This is a genomic window from Mesorhizobium sp. M7D.F.Ca.US.005.01.1.1 (genome assembly GCF_003952545.1).
Lineage (GTDB): Bacteria > Pseudomonadota > Alphaproteobacteria > Rhizobiales > Rhizobiaceae > Mesorhizobium > Mesorhizobium loti.
In genome coordinates this window covers 6425480-6445020 of the sequence record NZ_CP034453.1, presented here as the reverse complement: position 1 = coordinate 6445020, position 19541 = coordinate 6425480, and the positions used below count along the sequence as shown (strand labels likewise).

Annotated in this window: 17 protein-coding genes; 9 read left to right on the top strand and 8 right to left on the bottom strand. The window is 58.7% G+C overall.

The window, feature by feature from the left end:
• The first annotated feature begins 64 nt into the window (after positions 1-64).
• Entirely contained in the window at positions 65-1648 is a 1584-nt protein-coding gene (ggt, locus tag EJ076_RS31310) for a gamma-glutamyltransferase (protein ID WP_126070468.1), read from the top strand.
• 114 nt (positions 1649-1762) lie between these two features.
• Positions 1763-2740, top strand: coding sequence for a 2-dehydropantoate 2-reductase (locus EJ076_RS31305; protein ID WP_126070467.1), 978 nt, complete (start codon positions 1763-1765; stop codon positions 2738-2740).
• 118 nt (positions 2741-2858) lie between these two features.
• Here the strand turns inward: EJ076_RS31305 and EJ076_RS31300 are convergent, their stop codons facing one another.
• The 7 genes from EJ076_RS31300 to EJ076_RS31270 all read right to left on the bottom strand — a co-directional run bounded on the left by EJ076_RS31300 (position 2859) and on the right by EJ076_RS31270 (position 9984).
• Positions 2859-3224, bottom strand: coding sequence for a hypothetical protein (locus EJ076_RS31300; protein ID WP_126070466.1), 366 nt, complete (start codon positions 3222-3224; stop codon positions 2859-2861).
• Between the two features lie 86 nt (positions 3225-3310).
• Positions 3311-3805: a VOC family protein gene (locus tag EJ076_RS31295; RefSeq protein WP_126070465.1), complete on the bottom strand. Its 495-nt coding sequence runs from the start codon at positions 3803-3805 to the stop codon at positions 3311-3313.
• Positions 3806-3982: 177 nt separating this feature from the next.
• The gene (locus EJ076_RS31290; protein WP_164548778.1) at positions 3983-5005 is read right to left on the bottom strand and encodes a histone deacetylase family protein; all 1023 of its coding nucleotides are present in this window, start codon (positions 5003-5005) and stop codon (positions 3983-3985) included.
• 19 nt (positions 5006-5024) lie between these two features.
• Positions 5025-7445: an aminotransferase class III-fold pyridoxal phosphate-dependent enzyme gene (locus EJ076_RS31285; protein ID WP_126070463.1), complete on the bottom strand. Its 2421-nt coding sequence runs from the start codon at positions 7443-7445 to the stop codon at positions 5025-5027.
• A gap of 36 nt (positions 7446-7481) precedes the next feature.
• Entirely contained in the window at positions 7482-8495 is a 1014-nt protein-coding gene (locus EJ076_RS31280; protein WP_126070462.1) for an ATP-binding cassette domain-containing protein, read from the bottom strand.
• An 18-nt stretch (positions 8496-8513) separates the two neighbouring features.
• On the bottom strand, positions 8514-9278 hold the full coding sequence (locus tag EJ076_RS31275; protein WP_126070461.1) for an SDR family oxidoreductase: 765 nt from the start codon (positions 9276-9278) through the stop codon (positions 8514-8516).
• Positions 9262-9984 carry a GntR family transcriptional regulator gene (locus tag EJ076_RS31270; protein ID WP_164548777.1) on the bottom strand — a complete coding sequence of 241 codons (723 nt, stop codon included), beginning with the start codon at positions 9982-9984 and terminating at the stop codon, positions 9262-9264. The genes EJ076_RS31275 and EJ076_RS31270 overlap by 17 nt, the downstream gene beginning before the upstream one ends.
• A gap of 155 nt (positions 9985-10139) precedes the next feature.
• Between EJ076_RS31270 and EJ076_RS31265 the strand changes: the two genes are divergently transcribed.
• From EJ076_RS31265 to EJ076_RS31250, 4 genes are all read left to right on the top strand, one after another.
• Positions 10140-11099: an ABC transporter substrate-binding protein gene (locus EJ076_RS31265; protein ID WP_126070459.1), complete on the top strand. Its 960-nt coding sequence runs from the start codon at positions 10140-10142 to the stop codon at positions 11097-11099.
• Positions 11078-13108, top strand: coding sequence for an ABC transporter permease subunit (locus EJ076_RS31260; RefSeq protein ID WP_126070458.1), 2031 nt, complete (start codon positions 11078-11080; stop codon positions 13106-13108). The genes EJ076_RS31265 and EJ076_RS31260 overlap by 22 nt, the downstream gene beginning before the upstream one ends.
• Positions 13109-13264: 156 nt before the next feature.
• Complete coding sequence (gene speB / locus EJ076_RS31255) at positions 13265-14305, top strand: agmatinase (RefSeq protein WP_126071189.1); 1041 nt, start codon at positions 13265-13267, stop codon at positions 14303-14305.
• A 42-nt stretch (positions 14306-14347) separates the two neighbouring features.
• The gene (locus EJ076_RS31250) at positions 14348-15778 is read left to right on the top strand and encodes an aldehyde dehydrogenase family protein (protein ID WP_126070457.1); all 1431 of its coding nucleotides are present in this window, start codon (positions 14348-14350) and stop codon (positions 15776-15778) included.
• 315 nt (positions 15779-16093) lie between these two features.
• Here the strand turns inward: EJ076_RS31250 and EJ076_RS31245 are convergent, their stop codons facing one another.
• Complete coding sequence (locus EJ076_RS31245) at positions 16094-16990, bottom strand: LysR substrate-binding domain-containing protein (protein WP_126070456.1); 897 nt, start codon at positions 16988-16990, stop codon at positions 16094-16096.
• A 128-nt stretch (positions 16991-17118) separates the two neighbouring features.
• Here EJ076_RS31245 and EJ076_RS31240 point away from each other — a divergent pair, with 128 nt between their 5' ends.
• Genes EJ076_RS31240 through EJ076_RS31230 form a run of 3 tightly spaced genes read left to right on the top strand, consistent with a single transcriptional unit; the run spans position 17119 to position 19389 of the window.
• Positions 17119-17958: an ABC transporter substrate-binding protein gene (locus EJ076_RS31240; RefSeq protein WP_126070455.1), complete on the top strand. Its 840-nt coding sequence runs from the start codon at positions 17119-17121 to the stop codon at positions 17956-17958.
• 13 nt (positions 17959-17971) lie between these two features.
• Complete coding sequence (locus tag EJ076_RS31235) at positions 17972-18649, top strand: amino acid ABC transporter permease (RefSeq protein WP_126070454.1); 678 nt, start codon at positions 17972-17974, stop codon at positions 18647-18649.
• Positions 18649-19389, top strand: coding sequence for an MBL fold metallo-hydrolase (locus tag EJ076_RS31230; protein WP_126070453.1), 741 nt, complete (start codon positions 18649-18651; stop codon positions 19387-19389). The genes EJ076_RS31235 and EJ076_RS31230 overlap by 1 nt, the downstream gene beginning before the upstream one ends.
• Positions 19390-19541: the final 152 nt, after the last annotated feature.

Below are 19541 nucleotides of genomic sequence, written 5' to 3'. Positions count from 1 at the left end.
GCAAATGGGTGGCGCGTCTCAAGGCTCGCCGTTTTCATTCTGTCCGTGCCAATAGGAGTACACTGTGCGCGACTTCCAACTACCTGGCCGCTCTCCGGCAATGGCCATGAACGGCATGGCCGCCACCCACAACCCGCATGCGGCGCGAGTTGCCATTGAGGTGCTGCAAAGTGGAGGCGCGGCAATCGATGCAGCAGTTGCCGCAGCCGCGGTGCTTGCAGTCGTGGAACCGCAGCAAACCGGAATCGGCGGCGACTGCTTTGTCATCATGGCCAAGAACGGCACCGATCAGATTGTTGCCTATAATGGCTCCGGGCGAGCCCCGTCCAGACTTCCGGCCAGCGGACTTGCCGTTGGCGAATCTCAGCTTGAAGATTCAAGCCCGCATGCCGTTACCATCCCGGGCGCTATTGATGCGTGGACCCGGCTCGTGGCGGATCATGGACGCAAGGAGATCGGCGAGCTTCTTGCCCCCGCAATCGCTTTTGCGCGGAATGGATTTCCGGTTCACCCTCGAGTGGCGCAAGATTGGGCTGTGGATGAAGCGCGGTTGCGGCGCGACCCCAATGCAACCCGCGTTTTCCTTCCGCGTGGCCGGGCCGCTCGGGCCGGTGAGATCTTTCGCAACCCCGGTCTGGCTGACGCGCTTAGCCTGATCGCCGCCAAAGGGAGAGATGGTTTCTACAAGGGACCTGTGGCTGAGGATATCGTGAGCTACCTTCGCAGCCTCGGTGGCTATCACACTCTTGATGATTTCGAGATCGCCGCAGGCGAATATGTCGAGCCCGTGCGTACAAACTACCGTGGTATGGAGGTCTGCCAGATCCCGCCCAACAACCAGGGCATCACCGCGCTCCTCATGCTCAACATCCTCGAGGGTTTTGATCTCGCCGCGCTCGAACCTTTGGGGGCTGAGCGCCTGCATCTTGAAATCGAAGCCGGCAGGCTGGCCTACAGGGATCGTGATGCATTCGTCTGCGACACCCGCCATGCGGCTTTTCCGGTGAATGAAATCCTCTCCAAGGACTATGCCGCACGCCTTCGCAATGAAATCCGTCGCGACCGTGTGGCAGACCATCTGCCGCCGCCGCTCATGCGCAAATCGGATACTGTTTACCTGACGGTCGTCGATCGCGATCGCAACTGCGTCAGCTTCATCAATTCGGTCTATTGGGGCTTTGGCTCAACGCGAGTCTCGCCGACCTATGGCATCACGCTTCAAAATCGCGGCATGGGTTTTTCGCTCGATCCTGCTCACCCCAATGCGATAGGACCGGGCAAGCGCCCCCTCCACACGATCATGCCCGGGCTCGCCTTGAAGGATGGTCGGCCATTCCTTTGCTATGGGGTCATGGGGGGCGACTATCAACCTTTCGGACATACGCACGTATTGACCGGTATCGTGGACTTCGGACTCGATCCACAGGAGGCAATCGACCAGCCCCGCGTCTTCTATTCGCTGGGCGACACTCAGGTCGAGCGTGGCGTTCCGATCGGCACGGTCGAGGGGCTCAGAAAGCTCGGCCATCGGCTCGTCGAGGCAACCGAGCCGCTTGGCGGCGGACAAATGATCAAGATCGACTGGTCGGAAGGGGTGCTCATCGGAGGTTCGGATGCTCGCATGGACGGCTGCGCCCTTGGCTACTAGGTCCCCGACCCACCATACGCCATCGGCTCCTTTACTGCCGTCAGTTGGAGCCTCGTCGCGCGGGGTGGATCGGGTGCGGGTGTACTGGTCGACAATGCAACAGGCGATTGGCTGATGCGGATCTGCGTGTTTGGCGCGGGAGCGATCGGCGGTCTCGTCGGTGCCAGGCTTGCCGCACAAGGCGACGCCGAGGTGAGTCTCGTTGCCAGAGGTGCCCACCTTGCCGTTATTCGCGAAACGGGTTTGACGCTTAAGTCGGAAGATAGCGAGACCACCGTCACCGTGCGCGCGACAGACCAGGCCGCCGATCTCGGCCCCCAGGATTATGTCTTCCTGGCGCTCAAGGCCCATTCGCTTCCCGGCATCATTGAAAACCTGAAGCCGCTTCTGGGCCCTGAAACGGCGGTGGTCACGGCGCAGAATGGCGTGCCCTGGTGGTACTTTTACAAGCATGGCGGCGTGCACGAAGGCCGCCGCATCGAGTCCGTCGATCCGAAGGGGGTGCTGTGGGAGACGATCGGACCTCAGCGCGTGATCGGCTGTGTCGTGCATCCGGCCGCCGAAATCGAGTCTCCCGGCGTCATTCGACATATCGAAGGCGATCGCCTACCGATCGGCGAGCCTTCAGGCGAGAGGACCGAGCGCACCGCCAATCTGGCCGCTCTCCTCGCGTCGGCTGGATTCAGGGCGCCAATCCGCACGCAAATCCGCAATGAGATCTGGGTGAAGCTGTGGGGCAATCTCTCGTTCAACCCAGTTTCCGCTCTGACCGGCGGAAAGCTCGATGAAATCTGCGCCGATCCAGGCACGCGGGCGATCATTCTGGCAATGATGGTCGAAGCTCAGACGATCGGCGAGGCGCTGGGGGCAAATTTCGGGGTCGATGTCGATCGACGGATTGCCGGCGCGGCCGCGGTCGGCAAGCACAAGACATCAATGCTGCAGGATCTGGAACTTGGCCGGCCGATGGAGATCGATGCTCTGGTGTCGGCGGTCCAGGAGCTAGGCCGTCTCACCCGCCATGCGACCCCGACGATCGATATCGTCGAGGCGCTCATTCGGCAACGTGCCAAACTCGCCGGCTGTCTTTGACGACCACCCCCTTCACGCCATTTGATCGGCGCTCATTGTTGCTGCCGCCGCCCGGATCACTGTCCGGGATGAAAGCCCGATCGGCGCGCAAGCGCAACGCACGGAGCGTTGCTTCATTCTAATTGAGGTCTATGTTGCAGCCCCACGTATCAATCAAGTTTATCCAAATTTCTAATTTGAGTGTATTCCCGAATTGTGCGCTCCATTTTCTCACGATGAGATCGCATAGAGATTGAAACTTTTGCTGTAAATCATGGTCACTGGTTGAAATCTTTATTACGACATCTGGAACTGCGGAAGACTGCACTGCCAAGGAATTAAATTCTATTGCTGTACACTGATTTAACTCGATGATGATATCGTGATCAGGAACGTTGAGAATCCTTTTTGTGGCCTGGTAAAGGATGTCCATCATCGGGGCGCTGTGGTCGGCCAAGCGTTGCTGTGTTTCAGTGGATTTAGGGAAAATTTCAATGTACGCCATTTGACTATAAGCCCTCTTAATTTCGTGCTCTGTTCGCGATTGTTAAATATAAGAATTAACCCAGTGATGTAGTCGGCTAATATGCGTTATTTATCTCTGATTTTTACTTCCATCAGCTCTATGGGAAATCCAATGGACGGCTCCATGTCCATCTTTACCTCTCTAGAGAATTCAGATGAAAGCGTGTCAGTCACCTTCCACCCCAGCTTTGATAGCCGGTCCAATTCTGCGTCCATATTAGGGGTGAGGAAGCCAATTTCACTCAAGTGCCCAATTGGTGCACCGCACCCGGTATCGTATCCCAGCCGTTGTTTTTCGAGCGGCTCCATTAGTTCAAGATAGAAATCGTCGTTCACCCACGCACCGCTGACAAAAGCTTCCCCCTTGAATAAATTTCCTTCAACGCGAGTAAAACCTCCTTTGCCGATACCAAAAGACTCAGACAGCAACCTTTCCGTGCGACCGATATCCTCAACCCGAATGCAGACGTGGTTCATGATGAGCCTCTGTTCCTGATCGCATTTTTTAACCAGGCGCATCATTCGGCCCTCAAAGCCTTCTTCCCTGTTTTGATTTTCCATAGCTAATTCCTCCGATGGTTTCGCCAAACAAAAGTACGAGATACTGACAAGATCAGTCGTCAAAGCGCGGGCAACCAATTAGTCGTGGCTGTCGACGCAAGCGGCAACTCGCTCCTTGAGGTCAATCCCCTCCCTTAGGCCGGGTCGGCCAAAACATCCGGCGAGGCACAGGCGCATCTAACCTCCCGGCGCGACAACATTGAGGACGCAGCGACCAATCGCATCGAGGCAGTATCCCCCTTCGAGCACAAACATGTGGGGGCGGCCCAAGGATGCAACGGCTTCGCCAATCCGGTTGAAATCAGCCAACTCCAAGGCCAGACGTCCTGCGGGATCCTTGGCATAGCTATCCACGCCAAGCGCCACCACCATGTAGTCTGGAGAATAGTCGTGCAGCCTCTCGAGCGCGGTCGTCAAACCTTCGCTGTAGCCCGACCAGTCGGTGCCGGGTTGGAGTGGCAGGTTCAAATTGAAGCCTTCGCCGGCGTCGGCGCCGATCTCGTCGGCGTACCCGGAGAAATAGGGATAATCCACCGCGGGATCGGCATGGAGAGAGATGGAAAGGACATCGGACCTGGTCCAGAAGATGTCTTGAGAACCGTTGCCATGGTGAGCGTCAATGTCCAGGATCGCGACCCGAGCGCCATCTCGCGTCAGTTCCTGTGCGGCCAGCGCGGTATGGTTGGTGTAACTCGTACCTCCACCCATGTTCCAGCAGGCATGATGCCCCGGAGGACGAGCCAGGACCAGGCCCGGCAATCCAGCGACGCGAAGGTCCCCGGCAGCCTGAAGTGAAGCCCCTGCTGCGCCCAAGGTTGCAGGCCACATCGCCGGCGTGATCGTGCTCACCCCGTCGAACATGTAGTAGGCGATCTTGCCTTCTATCGCGCTTGGGCATCGCGGCGGCCGGTTGCGGTGCGGCCAGACGAAGCCGACGCCGTCGAGTTCGGTTCCGAATGAGCTAGACCATTCATCCCAGGCCGTGGCGAGGAAATCCAGGTAGTCTGCGGAATGAATGGTGCGCAGATCTACCTTCGATGCGGGTGCACAGTCCAAGACATCGGTGTGGCCCGCCTGCCGTAAGACATCCAGAACAGCGCTGGTGCGCTCCGCCACGTCCAGCGTTGGGATGAACCTCCCAGGGGTGAGCTCGACTTTGGATTGATGCTCCAGATGAGCATCGCACTTGTAGATCTTCATCTGCTGATCCCCGGTTGGCTCAGGCGCTATTTGCGATCCGAAGATCGGGTGGCACATCTGTCAGCGCGGTGTGAAGGGCTTCAAAGCACCGGTCGGCGTCGGCGGTGCTGAAGGCCAATGGCGGCCTTATCTTGATGATGTTTCCGAAGGGACCGGTCGAGGCAACCAGGACACCGAGGCTCTTCATCCGTTCACGCACCCAGCGGGCCGCGAGTTTCGCGGGAGCGCGCGAGGTCCGGTCGAGGACAAGCTCGGCTCCGTAGAAAAGGCCGCGCCCATGGATGTGGCCGACAAGCTCGTGCGTGCCGATCAAACCGTCGAGAGATGCCTTGAGATGCGCGCCGACACGCTCGGCGTTGCCTTGCAGGTTCTCGCCCTGCAGCACGTCCAAGGTGGCGTTGGCGACAACCGTCGAGACCGTGTTGCCGCCGAAGGTGTTGAAATAGCCAGTGCGACGCTGGAACTCCAGGGCGATTTCGCGACGCGTCACGAGCGCGGCGATGGGGTGCCCGTTGCCCATCGGCTTTCCCATGGTGACTATGTCGGGACGAACATCGAATGCCTCGAAGCCCCACATATGCGTGCCCGATCTTCCGAAGCCCATTTGGACTTCGTCGGCGATGCACAACGCTCCTGAACGGCTCGCTTTCTCGAAGGCAAGGCGCATGTAGTCGCCCGGCGGGACCAAGGCGCCGTTGCCGTCAAAGATCGAGTCAATCAGCAGCGCTGCAGCGCCCGATCCCCTTGCTCCAAGGCGGACCGCTGCTTCGGTCACGTGATCGGCGTAGCGTTCCCCCAAATCGGCCTGGTCGCCTCGATGGATGCCCCGGTAGACATTAGGGGGCGGCACCGCCTCGACCCAGCTCGGCTTGTCCTTGATGTCGTATTCCAGCAACGAAAGCGGCGCGACCACCGATGTGTTGCCATGATAGCTGTTTTCTGTGATGATCACGCCTTCGTTGCCGGTAACCGACCGGGCAATGCGAACCGCCAGGTCGTTGGCTTCCGAGCCGGTACAGACAAAGATCCAGGTATCCAGGCCTTCGGGGAGGGTCGCAGTCAGCCGCTCTCCCAGCCGCAGGATCTCGCTGTGAAGATAGCGGGAGTTGGTGTTGAGCGTGGCCGCCTGCTGGGCGAGCGCCTGCACCACATAGGGATGGCAATGCCCCACATTGGCGACGTTGTTGTAACAATCCAGGTACTCCGTCCCGGAGGCGTCGAAGAGTTTTGTGCCGCGACCACGCACGAGCTCCAGCGGCTCGTTGTAGAAGGTGTAGGCCTCGCCCAAGACCGATTGCCTGCGGAACATCAGGGCTTGGATATCGGTCGTAGTCTGTTCCACCACGGGCGATGAAATCGGCGTGGGCACCACGGAGGGGGTCATCGAGGCGACGAACGCGTTGCCATCGATGTTGGCGAGGCGTGATACGGCAGCCGAATACAGGGTTTGCAGTTCGTCGAGGTGCTGGTCGTGCCGGCCGTTGACTGCAGCCTGGTAGCGGACGAGCCCGACCTGCAGGATCAGCCGGGCAAGCACCAGATCCTTGAGCACCGCCAGATCGGCGGCCTCCAGTGGCATATATCTCTGGTAGCCGCGCACAATTGCTGATGCAGCAGCCACGGGTTCCGGGCTCCAATGGATGAAAGACGCTACAGCGACGGCGAGGTCCTGCGCGACCGTCCCATAGACCATGTCGCCAAAGTCGATAACCCCCACAACTTCGAGCAAAGGCTCGGCCCGGACCAGAACGTTGCTCTCGTGGAAATCATTGTAGATGACCTGGGATCGGAGGCGGGGCAGCGCCGCAAGGGTTGATCCGGCGAAGTGCTCCAATGCCCGGTCGACGTCTTGGCGGATTTCTTCTGGGATATAGTCCCGCAGCCAATCACCAAGGAGCAGGCCATTTGCCAGGTCCCACGGCATCGGTCGAACGGCACCGCGATGATTGAACCCTTGCAGCGCCCTGGCCAGGCGGCCGTGCGCCGCCCCGAGAGTCAAAAGTTCGTCGGTGGAGAGCTTGAACCCTCGTTGACCCAACTGGTCCATGACAGTCGTACCGGAGACGAACGAGAGAGCGCGTAAACGGTGTTCTCTACCCTCTCCATCCGAAATGCTGGAAAGCAGGTCGCTTCCAAGGGTCCTGCGCACTCGCGGGACCTGGAGCGCCGGATCGACCCTTTCGATATGTTCAAGCGCTTTCGCCTGAAAGATGATACTTTCCTCATCCTCTTCGAGAGATGCGATCTTGACGACAAACCTCTCGCCGGCGGCAGTGACAAGACGATAGTTCTGTTCTCTTTCCCCTCCCAGCTGATGCCATTCGCCTGCCAGCCCGTAGTGCTCGAGCACATGGTCTGCGACCGGCTTCAGGTCCAGTTGCGGCGCCTTGATGCTGCGCAGGAGCGCACGCGCTTCAGTCTCGGTGATCTTCGTTTGCATGGCCGAACTGGTACCTCGATTTCGACGCCCGGCCAGCTACGCCGTCATGGCGGACGTGAGGGCGTCGCCCAGATCCTGGCGTCTCATGTACCCTACCGTTCTGCCCGTGGAATTGCCGAAGGCGATCACGCTGGCCCCGCCCTGAAATGTTTCCGCGACTTTTCGGAGTGTAACCTCAGCCTCGAGTTGCACGTCGAAAGCGCCCGGCTCTCCATGCTGCATGAAATTTTCCGCCGTCAGTATTCGACTGCGTTCCGCGCTCGCGGTGAATGCCCTCACATAGGAATCCGCAGGATTCAGGATCAGTTCCGCCGCGCTGCCGGTCTGGACCAGTTGGCCCTTGCGCAAAAGGGCGATGCGATCTCCAACGCGTGCGGCCTCATTGAAGTCATGGGTCACGAACACGGCTGTCTTGGAGAGCGTTTTCTGCAGCCTGAGAATTTCGTCCTGCATCTCTTCGCGAATGAGTGGATCGAGCGCTGAAAAGGGCTCGTCCAGCAGCCAAAGGCTCGGATTGGTTGAGAGGCTGCGAGCAATGCCGACGCGCTGCTGTTGGCCTCCGGAGAGCTCATAAGGATAATGATCCTCTTTGCCGGACAACCCGACAAGCCCAATCATATCGAGCGCCTTCTGCTTTCGCGCAGCTGCGCGCACACCTTGAATCTCCAGTGGCAACTCCACATTGCCGACCACGGTACGGTGGGGAAGCAGCGCAAAATTCTGGAACACCATGCTCATGTGCGTACGGCGGAGCAGTTGCAGGCTCTTTTCAGGCACGGCGCGTAAGTCCTGACCCTCGAAGCACAACGCTCCTTCCGATGGCTCCACCAGGCGCGTCAAGCATCTCAGCAGAGTGGACTTTCCGGACCCCGACAGTCCCATGATGACCAGGATCTCGCCCTTGGCCACGGAGAGATCGACGCCGGCCAACGCGACGAAACCGCCGCGCTGCTCCACAGAGGAGATGTTCTCACTCAGCGGCAATTCGGGATCGATACTATGCGCCTTGGCCGGTCCGTAAATCTTCCAAAGGTTCTTGCAACTCAACATGGCTATCCCCGACAATCCTCAGCCTAATTCCCTGGCTTCGTTCAACATGATCGCGTCGGAGGAGGTGTAGCCGCCATCGACAGCGATGCTCGTACCCGAGACAAAGCTGGCCCTGTCGGACAAGAGGAATGCGACCACGCCAGCGACCTCCTCCGGCCTTCCGTCCCGCCCAAGAGGCGTGATTGACGCTGACCCTGAGGACGCCCCAGTTGTCATGTCGGTTTGGATCCATCCCGGCGAAACGGCGTTGGCGCGGATGTTTCGGGAACCGAAATTGCATGCGAGGCTCTTGGCCAGATTGATCATCGCCGCCTTGGACGCCGCGTAAGCCATGCTTGCGTAGGAGCCGAAGAATGCGTCGGTGGAGGCTACCAAAACCACCGATCCTCCCGACACGATCTGCTTCTGCAGTCCAAGAGTCAGCCGCAACGCTGCATTCAGATTTACTTCGAAGGTGCGGTCCCAGATCGAGATGTCATATTCAGTAAATCGCTCGAATTTGACGATTCCCGCATTGTGGACGATGCCCCGAAGCTGGACACCCTGCAGGCGCCGCATCAACTCGTCCTGACTCTCGCGCGCGCCGGCATCGAAATGGTGAAGCGTGACTTTTCGCCCCAAGTCGTCGCCATACGAAACCAGGCCCTCTGCCGCTGTCGCATCGCTGATGTAGGTGGCATGCACATCGTAGCCATCCCGGAGCAACATCTCCGCAGTCGCTCGCCCAATACCGCGGGACGCGCCGGTGACCAGCGCAATCGGAGCTTCACTTGGATTCGACATATTGTTCCTCGATCCTCTTTTTGGCTTTTGGTCTCAGTTTCTGATCTTGATCCATTTCAAGGAACAGGTTCACGCCTTTGCAGGCATACTGCAGGGCAGAGGTCAGAATTTCCTTGGCACTGGCCGCGTCGGCCGCCTCCAAGGCGTCGATGATCGCAACCAGGGCCGCATTCAGTCTCGTGACGATGCCCTTTTCCTCGAAGGCCTCGCGCGCCGGCGGAGCTGTCTTGATCCAGACGCTTTCGATCATCTCGATGAGCGCTTGAGATTCCCCTCGCACATAGATCTTCATCAGAAGGCCGTTGAACCGAGGGGCGTATCCAACGGTGTCGCCAGCCTCGATGTCGCGCTGCATGCACTCGGCTTCGCTTCGGAGCGCCTGGATCGTTTCACTCGATAGACGCCCCGCGGCCCTCTCCAGGGCAAGGCATTCGAGGCTCACCGAGATCTCAAGGTATTCGTTGAAGCTCTGCCGGGAAACGAAGGGGACACGCGCCGATCGGTTTTCCTCGACGATAAGAATACCCTCTTCGCCTAGGCGCCGGAACGCCGTACGGACCGGCATCGGGCTGACGCCCAGTTCGGCGGCGATATCGCGGATCTTCAGGCGCTGTCCGGCCCGCCAGCGGCACTCAAGGATATCCTGACGGACAAGCTTGTACACGCGGTCCGAAGCGGTCGTGCTCTGCTCGTCCTTCGTTGTCATTTGTGACTCATTTGTGATATCTAGCGTCCATATTATGCTGTATTCAACCCGACATTCCCGAGCAATGCAACTTCTTTTTCTATTTTTGTGATTGACATGTGATAAGAAGTGCGCCCTACTTTGGCTCATAGGTCATTTTGAAAGGGTGTTTCGCGATGCGGTTTCCACTCTCGTCAGTCACGTTGGCGTCTGTGCTCTGCGCCAGTCTGTGCATTTCTTCCGGCGAGGCGCTCGCCGCCGCGCAATCCCAGGATCCGGTGCGGCTGGCGGTCGTTAGTGCGCCTGACGCGGACTTCATCACGAACGTGTTCGGGACCTTGCTCAAAAAGGCCGGATACAACATCCAGTACGTGCATACCGACTACACGGCGCAGTTCACGGCCATAGAGCTCGGCGACCTCGAGATCAGTCCCGCAATTTGGTCGTCTTCTCCCGAACTGATCGCAGCTGCGCTCGCGTCCGGCTCTGTGACGAAGGTGGGGTCGGTCGGCGTCAAGATCAGGGAAACCTGGTGGTACCCCAACTATGTCGCTGAGCTATGTCCGGGATTGCCGGACTGGAAGGCGCTCAAGAATCCTGCCTGCATCAAAGCGCTGTCCAACCCGGAGACGGACGGAAAGATCAATTATCTCGGAACACCGGCAGACTTTGATGCCGACGACGAGCGCCGCATCGCGGCGCTAGGCCTCGACGTCCACATAACGTTGCCGGGTACCATGGCGGCCATGGTCGCCACGATGCAGGGCGCAATCGAGAGGAAAAAGCCGATCATCGGATTTGGTTTCGTGCCTCACTGGCTGTACGGCTCCGGCGTGGGCACCTTTGTCGATTTCCCGCCCTATGAGGACGCGTGCCGCAGCGACCCCGCCTGGGGCGTCACCCCCGATCTCGTGGGTGACTGCGCTTTACCCACGGGAGATATCATCGAATTGATCAACAATGATTTCGCCAAGCGCGAGCCCAATGTAACGGATCTCTTGAAGAAGTTTGTTCTGACCAATGACGATGTTGCCTGGGGCATCCTCAAGCAGGATAAGGGCGGACTTACGCCCGAAGCTGCCGCGGCTGAGTGGATTTCCACCAACGAGAAAAAGTGGTCACCGTGGCTTCAATAACCTTCGGCGCGACATCTGTGGCGCCGCTCATCCGCCACAAATGGCTGCTGAGCAGCCGTTTGTGGGTGACATTCGGCCTCATTTTGCTCGTCGCTGCCTATGTTGGGCGGGAGGTGCTGCCCGAAGGGTTGTACGTCTGGCCGAAGCAATGGCTGCTGCCGTTGCTTAAGATGTCCAACGATGTGCTCAACCAGTTGCTTCGCCGATCCGAAATTTTTGGCGAGCCTCTCCGGGTCTGGACGCGTGCGGGTGGGGAGGCAGTCGGCCTTCCGATGCGGGGCCTGCAGAACCTTCTGACCACCGGCTGGTCCTTTCCGGGTCGCACTGCAGCCGAAACGGTTACTCTGCCGCCATTGTCGTGGGTGTCGGTCGTTCTTGCTGCAACCTACATGGGTTGGCTCGCCGGTGGGCGCCGCCTGGCTGTCCTGGCGTTTGCAACTTTTGCGTACTTTCTTGTTTTCAATCTTTGGGCTCAAGCGACATTGACGCTCGCTTCCGTGGCGTTTGCGATCGTCGTCGGCGTGATCTTTGGCCTGGTGCTTGGCGTGATGCTGTTTCGTTGGCGTTGGCTCGAAACCGTATTGAACCCCGTCTTCGACGTCATGCAAACGATTCCGCCATTTAGCTATCTGGTGCCAGTCCTGATCCTCTTCGGGTTCGGTCCCGTCGCGGCGTTGGTGGCAACACTGATCTTCGCCTTGCCGCCGATGGCGCGAGCGGTGGTGTATGGCCTGCGTCGGTTGCCGGACCATACGTTCGAACTGTCCAGCATGACCGGTGCCTCCCGCTGGCAGGGCACATCGAAGATCCTTTTGCCAAGCGCGAGGGACGACCTCCTTTTGGGCGTCAATCAACTGGTGATGATGGCGCTGGCTATGGTCATTCTGGCTTCCATGATCGGCGCAGGTGGTCTGGGAGCGGAAGTGCTTCGCGCGATCCAATCCCTCAAGATCGGTCGCGGGTTGGAGGCGGGGATTGCGATAACACTGCTGGCCGTACTGCTTTACGGCTACGGACATTCGATCGCCGTGCGTCGACCTTCTCATCTGTCTCGACCGCAACCGATAAGGCACCTCGCAATCCTGGCCGCCATCCTCGTCATTCCCACAGTCGGGGGAGTCGCAATCGCACCTCTGGCGCAATATCCGGTCGAGTTGACGATCTCGACCGCTGATTTCTGGTCACGCATCATCAGTTGGCTGAACGGCAACTGGGGCGATGGTTTCGAAACCGCCCGGCTGACCATCACGCTCGGCGTCATTCGGCCCTTGTTGACGATACTGAGAGATCTCGGCTGGGCGTCGATTGTTGCTTCCATGCTGTGTTTCGGCTTCGCGCTGCGGCGGCCTTCTCTTGCTGTCCTGTCTTGCGCCACGCTCATCCTGATCGCTGCCATTGGCTATTGGGACAAGTTGCTGATCACCTTCAATCTGGTGACGGTCGGAACGCTGCTCTCCCTTTTTGTCGGAGCGCCCTTGGGAGTATGGGCCGGATCTTCGCGCCGCGTGCACGCGGTGTCGGAGGTTGTCGTCACGACCCTGCAGACGTTGCCTTCCTTCGTATACCTGGTGCCCGTTGTCATGCTTCTGGGTCCCGGAGATGCAACCGCGGTGATCGCCATTGCGCTCTACTCCGTGGCGACGACGGTGCGATACACGGACCATGCCATCCGCAATGTCGATCCAACCACGATCGAAGCCGCGGTGGCGTTCGGGGCCACCCCACTTCAAACGTTCTGGAAGGTTCGTCTGCCTCTTGCCCGACCTGGTCTGATGCTGGGTCTCAACCAAACGATCCTCATGTGTGTTGGGATGGTGGTCATAACGGCGCTTGTTGGCTCACAGGGGCTTGAACTGGAGACCGTGGATGCCATCGCTCGTGTCGAGGCCGGCAGAGGATTGCTTGCAGGCCTTGCGATTTCCGCACTGGCAATCATTCTGGACCGCTATGTAGGCGCGGTCGCGGAGAAATTGAACGCCCCCGGCTCGCCCCGCGCCAAATCATCATGATCATCTATGTTCCGGCTGCCCGCTACGGCTGCGGAATTGTGAACATTGAGGGTGGCACGTTGAAGTCATTCAGGGCCTCGGCGGCGGGACGCGCCGTCGGCCAATTCCATGTCTTCTGATTCCAGGAACAACGCGACACAAGGAGAGGGTTTCGCAATGGTTGACTTTAATGAGCGCCTTGCAGCGCTGCGGGCGAAGTTCGCCGACAGTCTCGAGTTTCATGATCCGAAATTTCGCAAGGTTGGTGAGAAGATATTTAGCGGCGGAACCCGTCTGGCGCCGTATTCCGGCATCTCAACCTTTGCCGGCTTGCCATTGAAGACAATCGATTTCAAAGCACCCGACTTCGGCGATCTCCAGGTAGCGGTAGTCGGCGTGCCAATGGACCTTGGTGTAAGCAACCGACCTGGATCGCGTTTCGGGCCACGTGCGATACGGGCAATTGAGCGGATTGGGCCGTACAATCACGTCCTCGAATGCGCGCCTGCGTTCGATCTTAGGATCGCCGACATAGGCGATATTCCTTTCGCAAGCCGCTACCGCCTGGAGCAAAGTCACGATGATATCCAGGCGGCGATTGCGGCGGTCGTCGCTGCGGGCGTAATTCCCGTCTCGGTTGGAGGTGATCACTCGATCACTCATCCTATCCTCAAGGCCGTCGGCCGCGATCGTCCGGTCGGGTTGATCCATATCGATGCGCATTGCGACACGGGCGGCCCTTTCGATCAGACGAAGTTCCATCACGGCGGCCCGATGCGTAACGCGGTCTTGGACGGCGTGCTCGATCCCGCTCGGACAATCCAGATCGGAATTCGCGGCTCGTCGGAGTATTTGTGGGAATTCTCCTACGCCTCGGGCATGACGGTCATCCACGCCGAAGAAATTTCGGGCCTTGGAATCGAAGCCGTGATCCGCAAGGCGAGGGCGATTGTAGGCGACGGCCCGACCTACCTTTCTTTTGATGTCGACAGCGTCGATCCGGCCTTCGCACCGGGGACAGGCACTCCAGAGATTGGCGGGCTCACGACGCGCGAGGTGTTGGAGCTCATCAGGGGACTGAAGGGCGTCAATCTTGTGGGCGCAGACGTCGTCGAAGTGGCTCCGCAATACGACGCGACAACCAACACAGCGCAGGTCGGCGCACAGGTGCTCTTTGAAATTCTGGGCCTGCTGACGTTTAGCCCTTCGCTCGCATGAGCGAGGGTGTGAGCCTTATCCGAATTGGGAAGGAGCATCGTTATGCTCGATAAGCGGAAGTTCTATATCGGCGGCGAGTGGGTATCGCCAATCGCCGGGCAGGATCTGGAAGTTCTGAACCCTGCAACCGAAAAGCCGATTGCCGTCATTTCCATGGGTACGCCAGAGGATATCGCCAAGGCTGTCGTAGCGGCAGAAAATGCCTTCGCTTCCTACAGCCGAACCACTCTTGAAGAGCGCCTCCGGCTGCTCGAAAGATTTCTGGCCATTTACAAGCGTCGCTACGACGAGATGGCTGAAACAATAACGTTGGAACTTGGCGCCCCGATCACCATGAGCCGGCAGCAGCAGGCCGATGTCGGTGTTGGCCATCTGCAGGGGTTCATCGATGCGCTGCGTGATCTGAAAGCTCGCGAGGAATTGCCGAATGGCGATATCATTCTGCGCGAACCTATCGGCGTCTGCGGTCTAATTACACCTTGGAATTGGCCGATCAATCAGATCGCACTGAAGGTGGTGCCGGCCCTCGCGACGGGTTGCACATGCATCTTGAAGCCTAGCGAATTCACGCCCCTCAACGCCATGTTGTATGCTGAGATGATTGATGAGGCGGGGTTTCCCCCAGGTGTCTTCAATTTGGTCAATGGTGGCGCTGACTGCGGCGCGGCGCTTTCCAGACATAGGGACGTCGACATGATGTCCTTCACAGGCTCTACGAGGGCCGGGATCGCAGTTAGCAAAGATGCTGCCGACACTGTGAAAAGGGTAACCCTGGAGCTTGGTGGCAAATCTCCGAACATCGTTTTTGAAGATGCAGATCTCGATGAGCGGGTTTCCGCCAGTGTTGCCGAATGCTTCAATAACTCTGGCCAGTCCTGCGATGCACCGACGCGGCTGCTCGTGCAGCGCTCTGTCTATCAAAGGGCAGTCGAGGTAGCGCGTCGCGCTGGCATGGCCGCCGAAGTAGGGGACCCAATGAAGGAAGGCGCGCACATTGGGCCTCTGGTGAGCGAAATTCAGTTCGCTCGTGTACAAACCTTGATTAATGCTGCGATTGATGAAGGTGCGCAGTTGCTCGTTGGCGGCCCCGGCAAACCGAAGGGTTTTGAAGCTGGTTATTTCGTAAGGCCAACTATCTTTATCGACGTCGACAACGAGATGCGCATCGCACGGGAAGAGGTTTTCGGGCCGGTTCTTGCGATCATTCCTTTTGACAGCGAGGAAGAGGCCATCACCCTGGCGAATGACACGACATACGGCCTTGCCGCCTTTGTGCAAACCGGTGATCCGAAGAGAGCAGAAAGGGTGGCTTCGCGTCTGCGGGCCGGCATGGTGCATATCAACGGAGCGCCGCACCGCTATGGAAGTCCATTTGGCGGCTACAAACAATCCGGTAATGGCCGCGAGGGCGGAAGGTTTGGCCTTGAAGACTTTCAGGAAGTAAAAGCAATTCACAAACCTGACGTAGCCTAACGTCCCTTAGGCCTTTCGCAGCTGCCAGGTCGACGCTGCTACCGTCGATGGGCACCGAGAAGCCAACCATAACGCGGCCATGACTTGCACAAAGGTGGTGGCGATCATCCACGAAGATCGCTTTGAATGTCCGATTAAGTTCGGGAGCTATGACCAGATCGGCGAAGCATATCCTTGCTGGGCGGGCCGATCTCGGATCCCGAAGGTGCCCCTCGAGTTCGAACGGGCGCTCAGATCGCACGAAACTTATGCATCGTTCACCCGACCACCGTTTTTCAAAACAGATCTGCATCGAGGCACGGTGCCACCGTGCCGTCAGCCTGACGGTCGCGATGCCTGGTCGACCAACCAGTCGACGAACCGGCCGATCGCTGGATTAGCCAAGCCTTCCTCATGGCATATGCAGTAATAGCTTCGGGATGCCGCAACACTGAGCGTCAAGGGTTGAACCAGTCTGCCCTCATCCAGGTCCCTGAAGGAAATGATGTCGTTTGTCAGGGCGACACCATGACCATCGCGCGCGGCCTGAAGCACCATGGCAAAGTTGTCGAAATAGATATCGGACTCCACGGAATGGGGTACGCGTGCTTCCGTTAGCCAACGCCGCCATTGGTCGCCGTCGTCTTCATGGAGCAAGCGATGTTTGAGCACATCGTGAGGCTCGCGAATTGCATTTGGACCTCGCAGCAATTGTGGGCTGCACACTGGTGACGCGTAGATGCTGTGCAGCATCCGCCACCAGAATCCAGCCCAAGGTGGATTCCCATAGACGATGGCGACATCGACTTTTCGCCAGTCCACTTCCTCGAAGTCCACTGCTGTGTGCATCTGCATGCGAAGATCGGGGTTTGCATCGAGAAACCGAAAGATCCTGGCCGTGAGCCAGGTCGTTCCAAAGACTGAAGGCGCCGATACGCGCAGCTCCGCCCTGTCTGACGTGGCGTAGGCATTGGCCGATATGTCGCGGATCGAATCCGCAATCTGATGCATGGCCGTGCCGACGCTTTTCTGCAGCGTCGCGCCCCGTTCAGTCAGCACGAGGCGGCGGCCGCTTTTCCTGAACAGGTCGATGCCAAGCGAAAGCTGCAAGGCACGCAGCTGCTGGCTTATGGCGCCTGGCGTCACATGCAATTCGGCAGCCGCGGCCGCGACATTGCCGAGCCGCGATACGCTTTCGAAGGCTCGCAGAGAATGAAGGGACGGAACGGCCACGTATCACCTTAGTTTAGAAAAACTGCTCTAACTAAATGCTAAAGATTTAGCTTGTCTCATAGTAATTGCAACATATGGTCCTCGGCAGCCACAAAACGGCATCGCAAAAATAAAATGGGGAACTGGATATGCTTCACGAACGCACTGCCTTCGCAGCGAAAATCGCCTTTGGCGGACTGGTCGTCGCCACCCTTGTCGCCACCGCGCCGGCGGCGCAGGCCGGAGGTGCGGATCTTGTCCATAACGGCGTGCTCAGCGTCTGCACCGGCGGCGATTTTCCGCCCATGCAATATTATGAGAATCCAGGCGACGAGAAGCTTGTCGGTTTCGAAGTCGATGTCGTGGATGCCATCGCAAAGCAATGGGGCGGCACCACCAAATATGTGGTCGGCGACTTCAAGGGGCTGTTGCCATCGCTCGGCGCCGAGCGATGCGATCTCGTCGCCAGCGGCATCATGGTGACCAAGGAGCGCCTGCAGGCCTATGACGCCGTTCCCTACTTCGTCTCCAATGTGGTGCTGGTGACATCGGCTTCGGATTCAGAGACCAAATCGCCGCTCGACCTCAGCGGCAAGGTGCTGGCGATCGAGGCGGGCACCACCTACGAGAAGACAGCTGCGGAGCTGAACGCCGAGCTGACAAAAGCCGGCAAGGCGCCCGCGCAGATACAGACCTATCCGTCCGCCTCCGCCGTCATCGAGCAGATCCTAGTCGGCCGGGCTGCGGCGACGATCACCCAGGACACGACGGCTGCATTCCGCATCAAGCAAATGCCAGGGCGGCTGCAGGTGCCATACAACTATGGCGATGGTGAAACTTACGGGATCTATCTGAGAAAGGGCGGCGACAACCGCGAGGCCCTGGTCAATGCCATCGAGACCTTGCAGGCCAGCGGCGAGATGAAGGCGCTGTTGCAGAAATGGAACCTTCCCGAGGCCGCCGCAGACGTCAAGCACGCGACCAATTAAGGGACGTGCCGAGGTGTTCGACAGCAAGCTCTTCCTGACGGCCCTGTTCGGCTGGCCCCTCGCCAAGGGGGCTTTGCTGACCCTCGTGCTTTCGCTTCTGGTGATGACCGTTGCCCTGGCGATATCGCTGGCAACAGCAGCACTGGCCACGTCGAAGCGGCGCTGGATCCGCCTGTCGATCGCCGCGTTTGTCTGGCTTTTTCGCGGCGCACCCGCGCTGCTCGTGCTGCTGTTCGTCTGGAATGGACTGCCGCAGATCTCGGCGGTGTTCCGCTCGGACTGGTTCAGTCCGTTCGTCGCGGCGTTTCTCGCCCTGACCCTGATTCAGATTGCCTATCTGACCGAGATCCTGCGCAGCTCCTATGCATCGATCGGCAAGGGGCAATCCGAGGGTGCGGCGGCCCTTGGCCTGCACCGGGGTCAGATATTCTTCCTGATCATCCTGCCCCAGGCGCTTCGCGTCGCGCTACCGGCCCTGGTCAACGAATTCATTTCCTTGCTGAAGGCAACCTCGCTGGCGACGGTCATCTCCTTGAAAGAGCTCATGACCGTCACCCAGTTCGCCATCGCCACCAGCTTTCGGTTCTTGGAATGGTATGGCGCGGCGCTGATCTACTACATGTCGATGGTTTCGGTTCTGACTGTCGTTCAGATCAAGCTCGAGCGTCTGCTTGCGCGAGGACATCGTTGATGCCGCTCACCCCAACTGGCGAAGTGCATCGTGCTGCCGACTGGTTCTCACGCGAAACTCTGGGTAGGGGAATCACGCGGATATGGGAGCCGCACGTTCATCCCTATTTCAGAAGCAACGTCTATCATGTTCGCGGGCGCGACGTCGATCTTGTCGTCGATGGGGGCATGGGGCTAGTGCCTCTCAGACCCGTGCTGAACCTGCCACCTGGCAAGCCGGTAGTAGCCGTTGCAACGCACATCCATGTCGATCACGTCGGCGCATTAAGCGAGTTCGAGATGAGACTTGGCCATCGCGAGGAGTCTTCGTTTTTCGACGACATGGCGGATGAACACACATTGGCTCATCTCTTTCGCGCGCAGCGCGACGCCGTCAGCAAGCCTCCGCATGAGGCATGGTCGCTGCTGCATTTCCAGATCAAATCGGCGCCACTGTCCCGAATTCTCGACGAAGGCTGCACCATTGAGACCGGAGACAGGTCATTTCTGGTCCTTCACCTCCCTGGTCATTCGCCAGGGTCGCTCGGTCTTCTTGATGAACGCAACGGCGATTTTTTAGCCGGCGATGCGATTTATCGCGGACGATTGGTCGATGATCTTCCAGGTTCGGACGTGCACGTCTATCGAAAGACAATGCTGCGTCTTTTGGAGATAGAGTTCAACAGGGCATACTGCGGACACGGTGAGATAATCGACGAGAATGAACTGCGATCGATTGCAAGAAGTTATTTAGCGAGCTGAACGTTACGGGCCGCGCATTCTAGCCGTGGCAGTGCAGGTCCCGCGATCTGGCCATCCGCCAAGCTGGATGCTGCTCCAGTGCCCCATCTGGCAAAGCTCTGCCTCGCAACCACACTCATTGAGAACCGCTCCTTAGGGTCAACCCGCCTCAA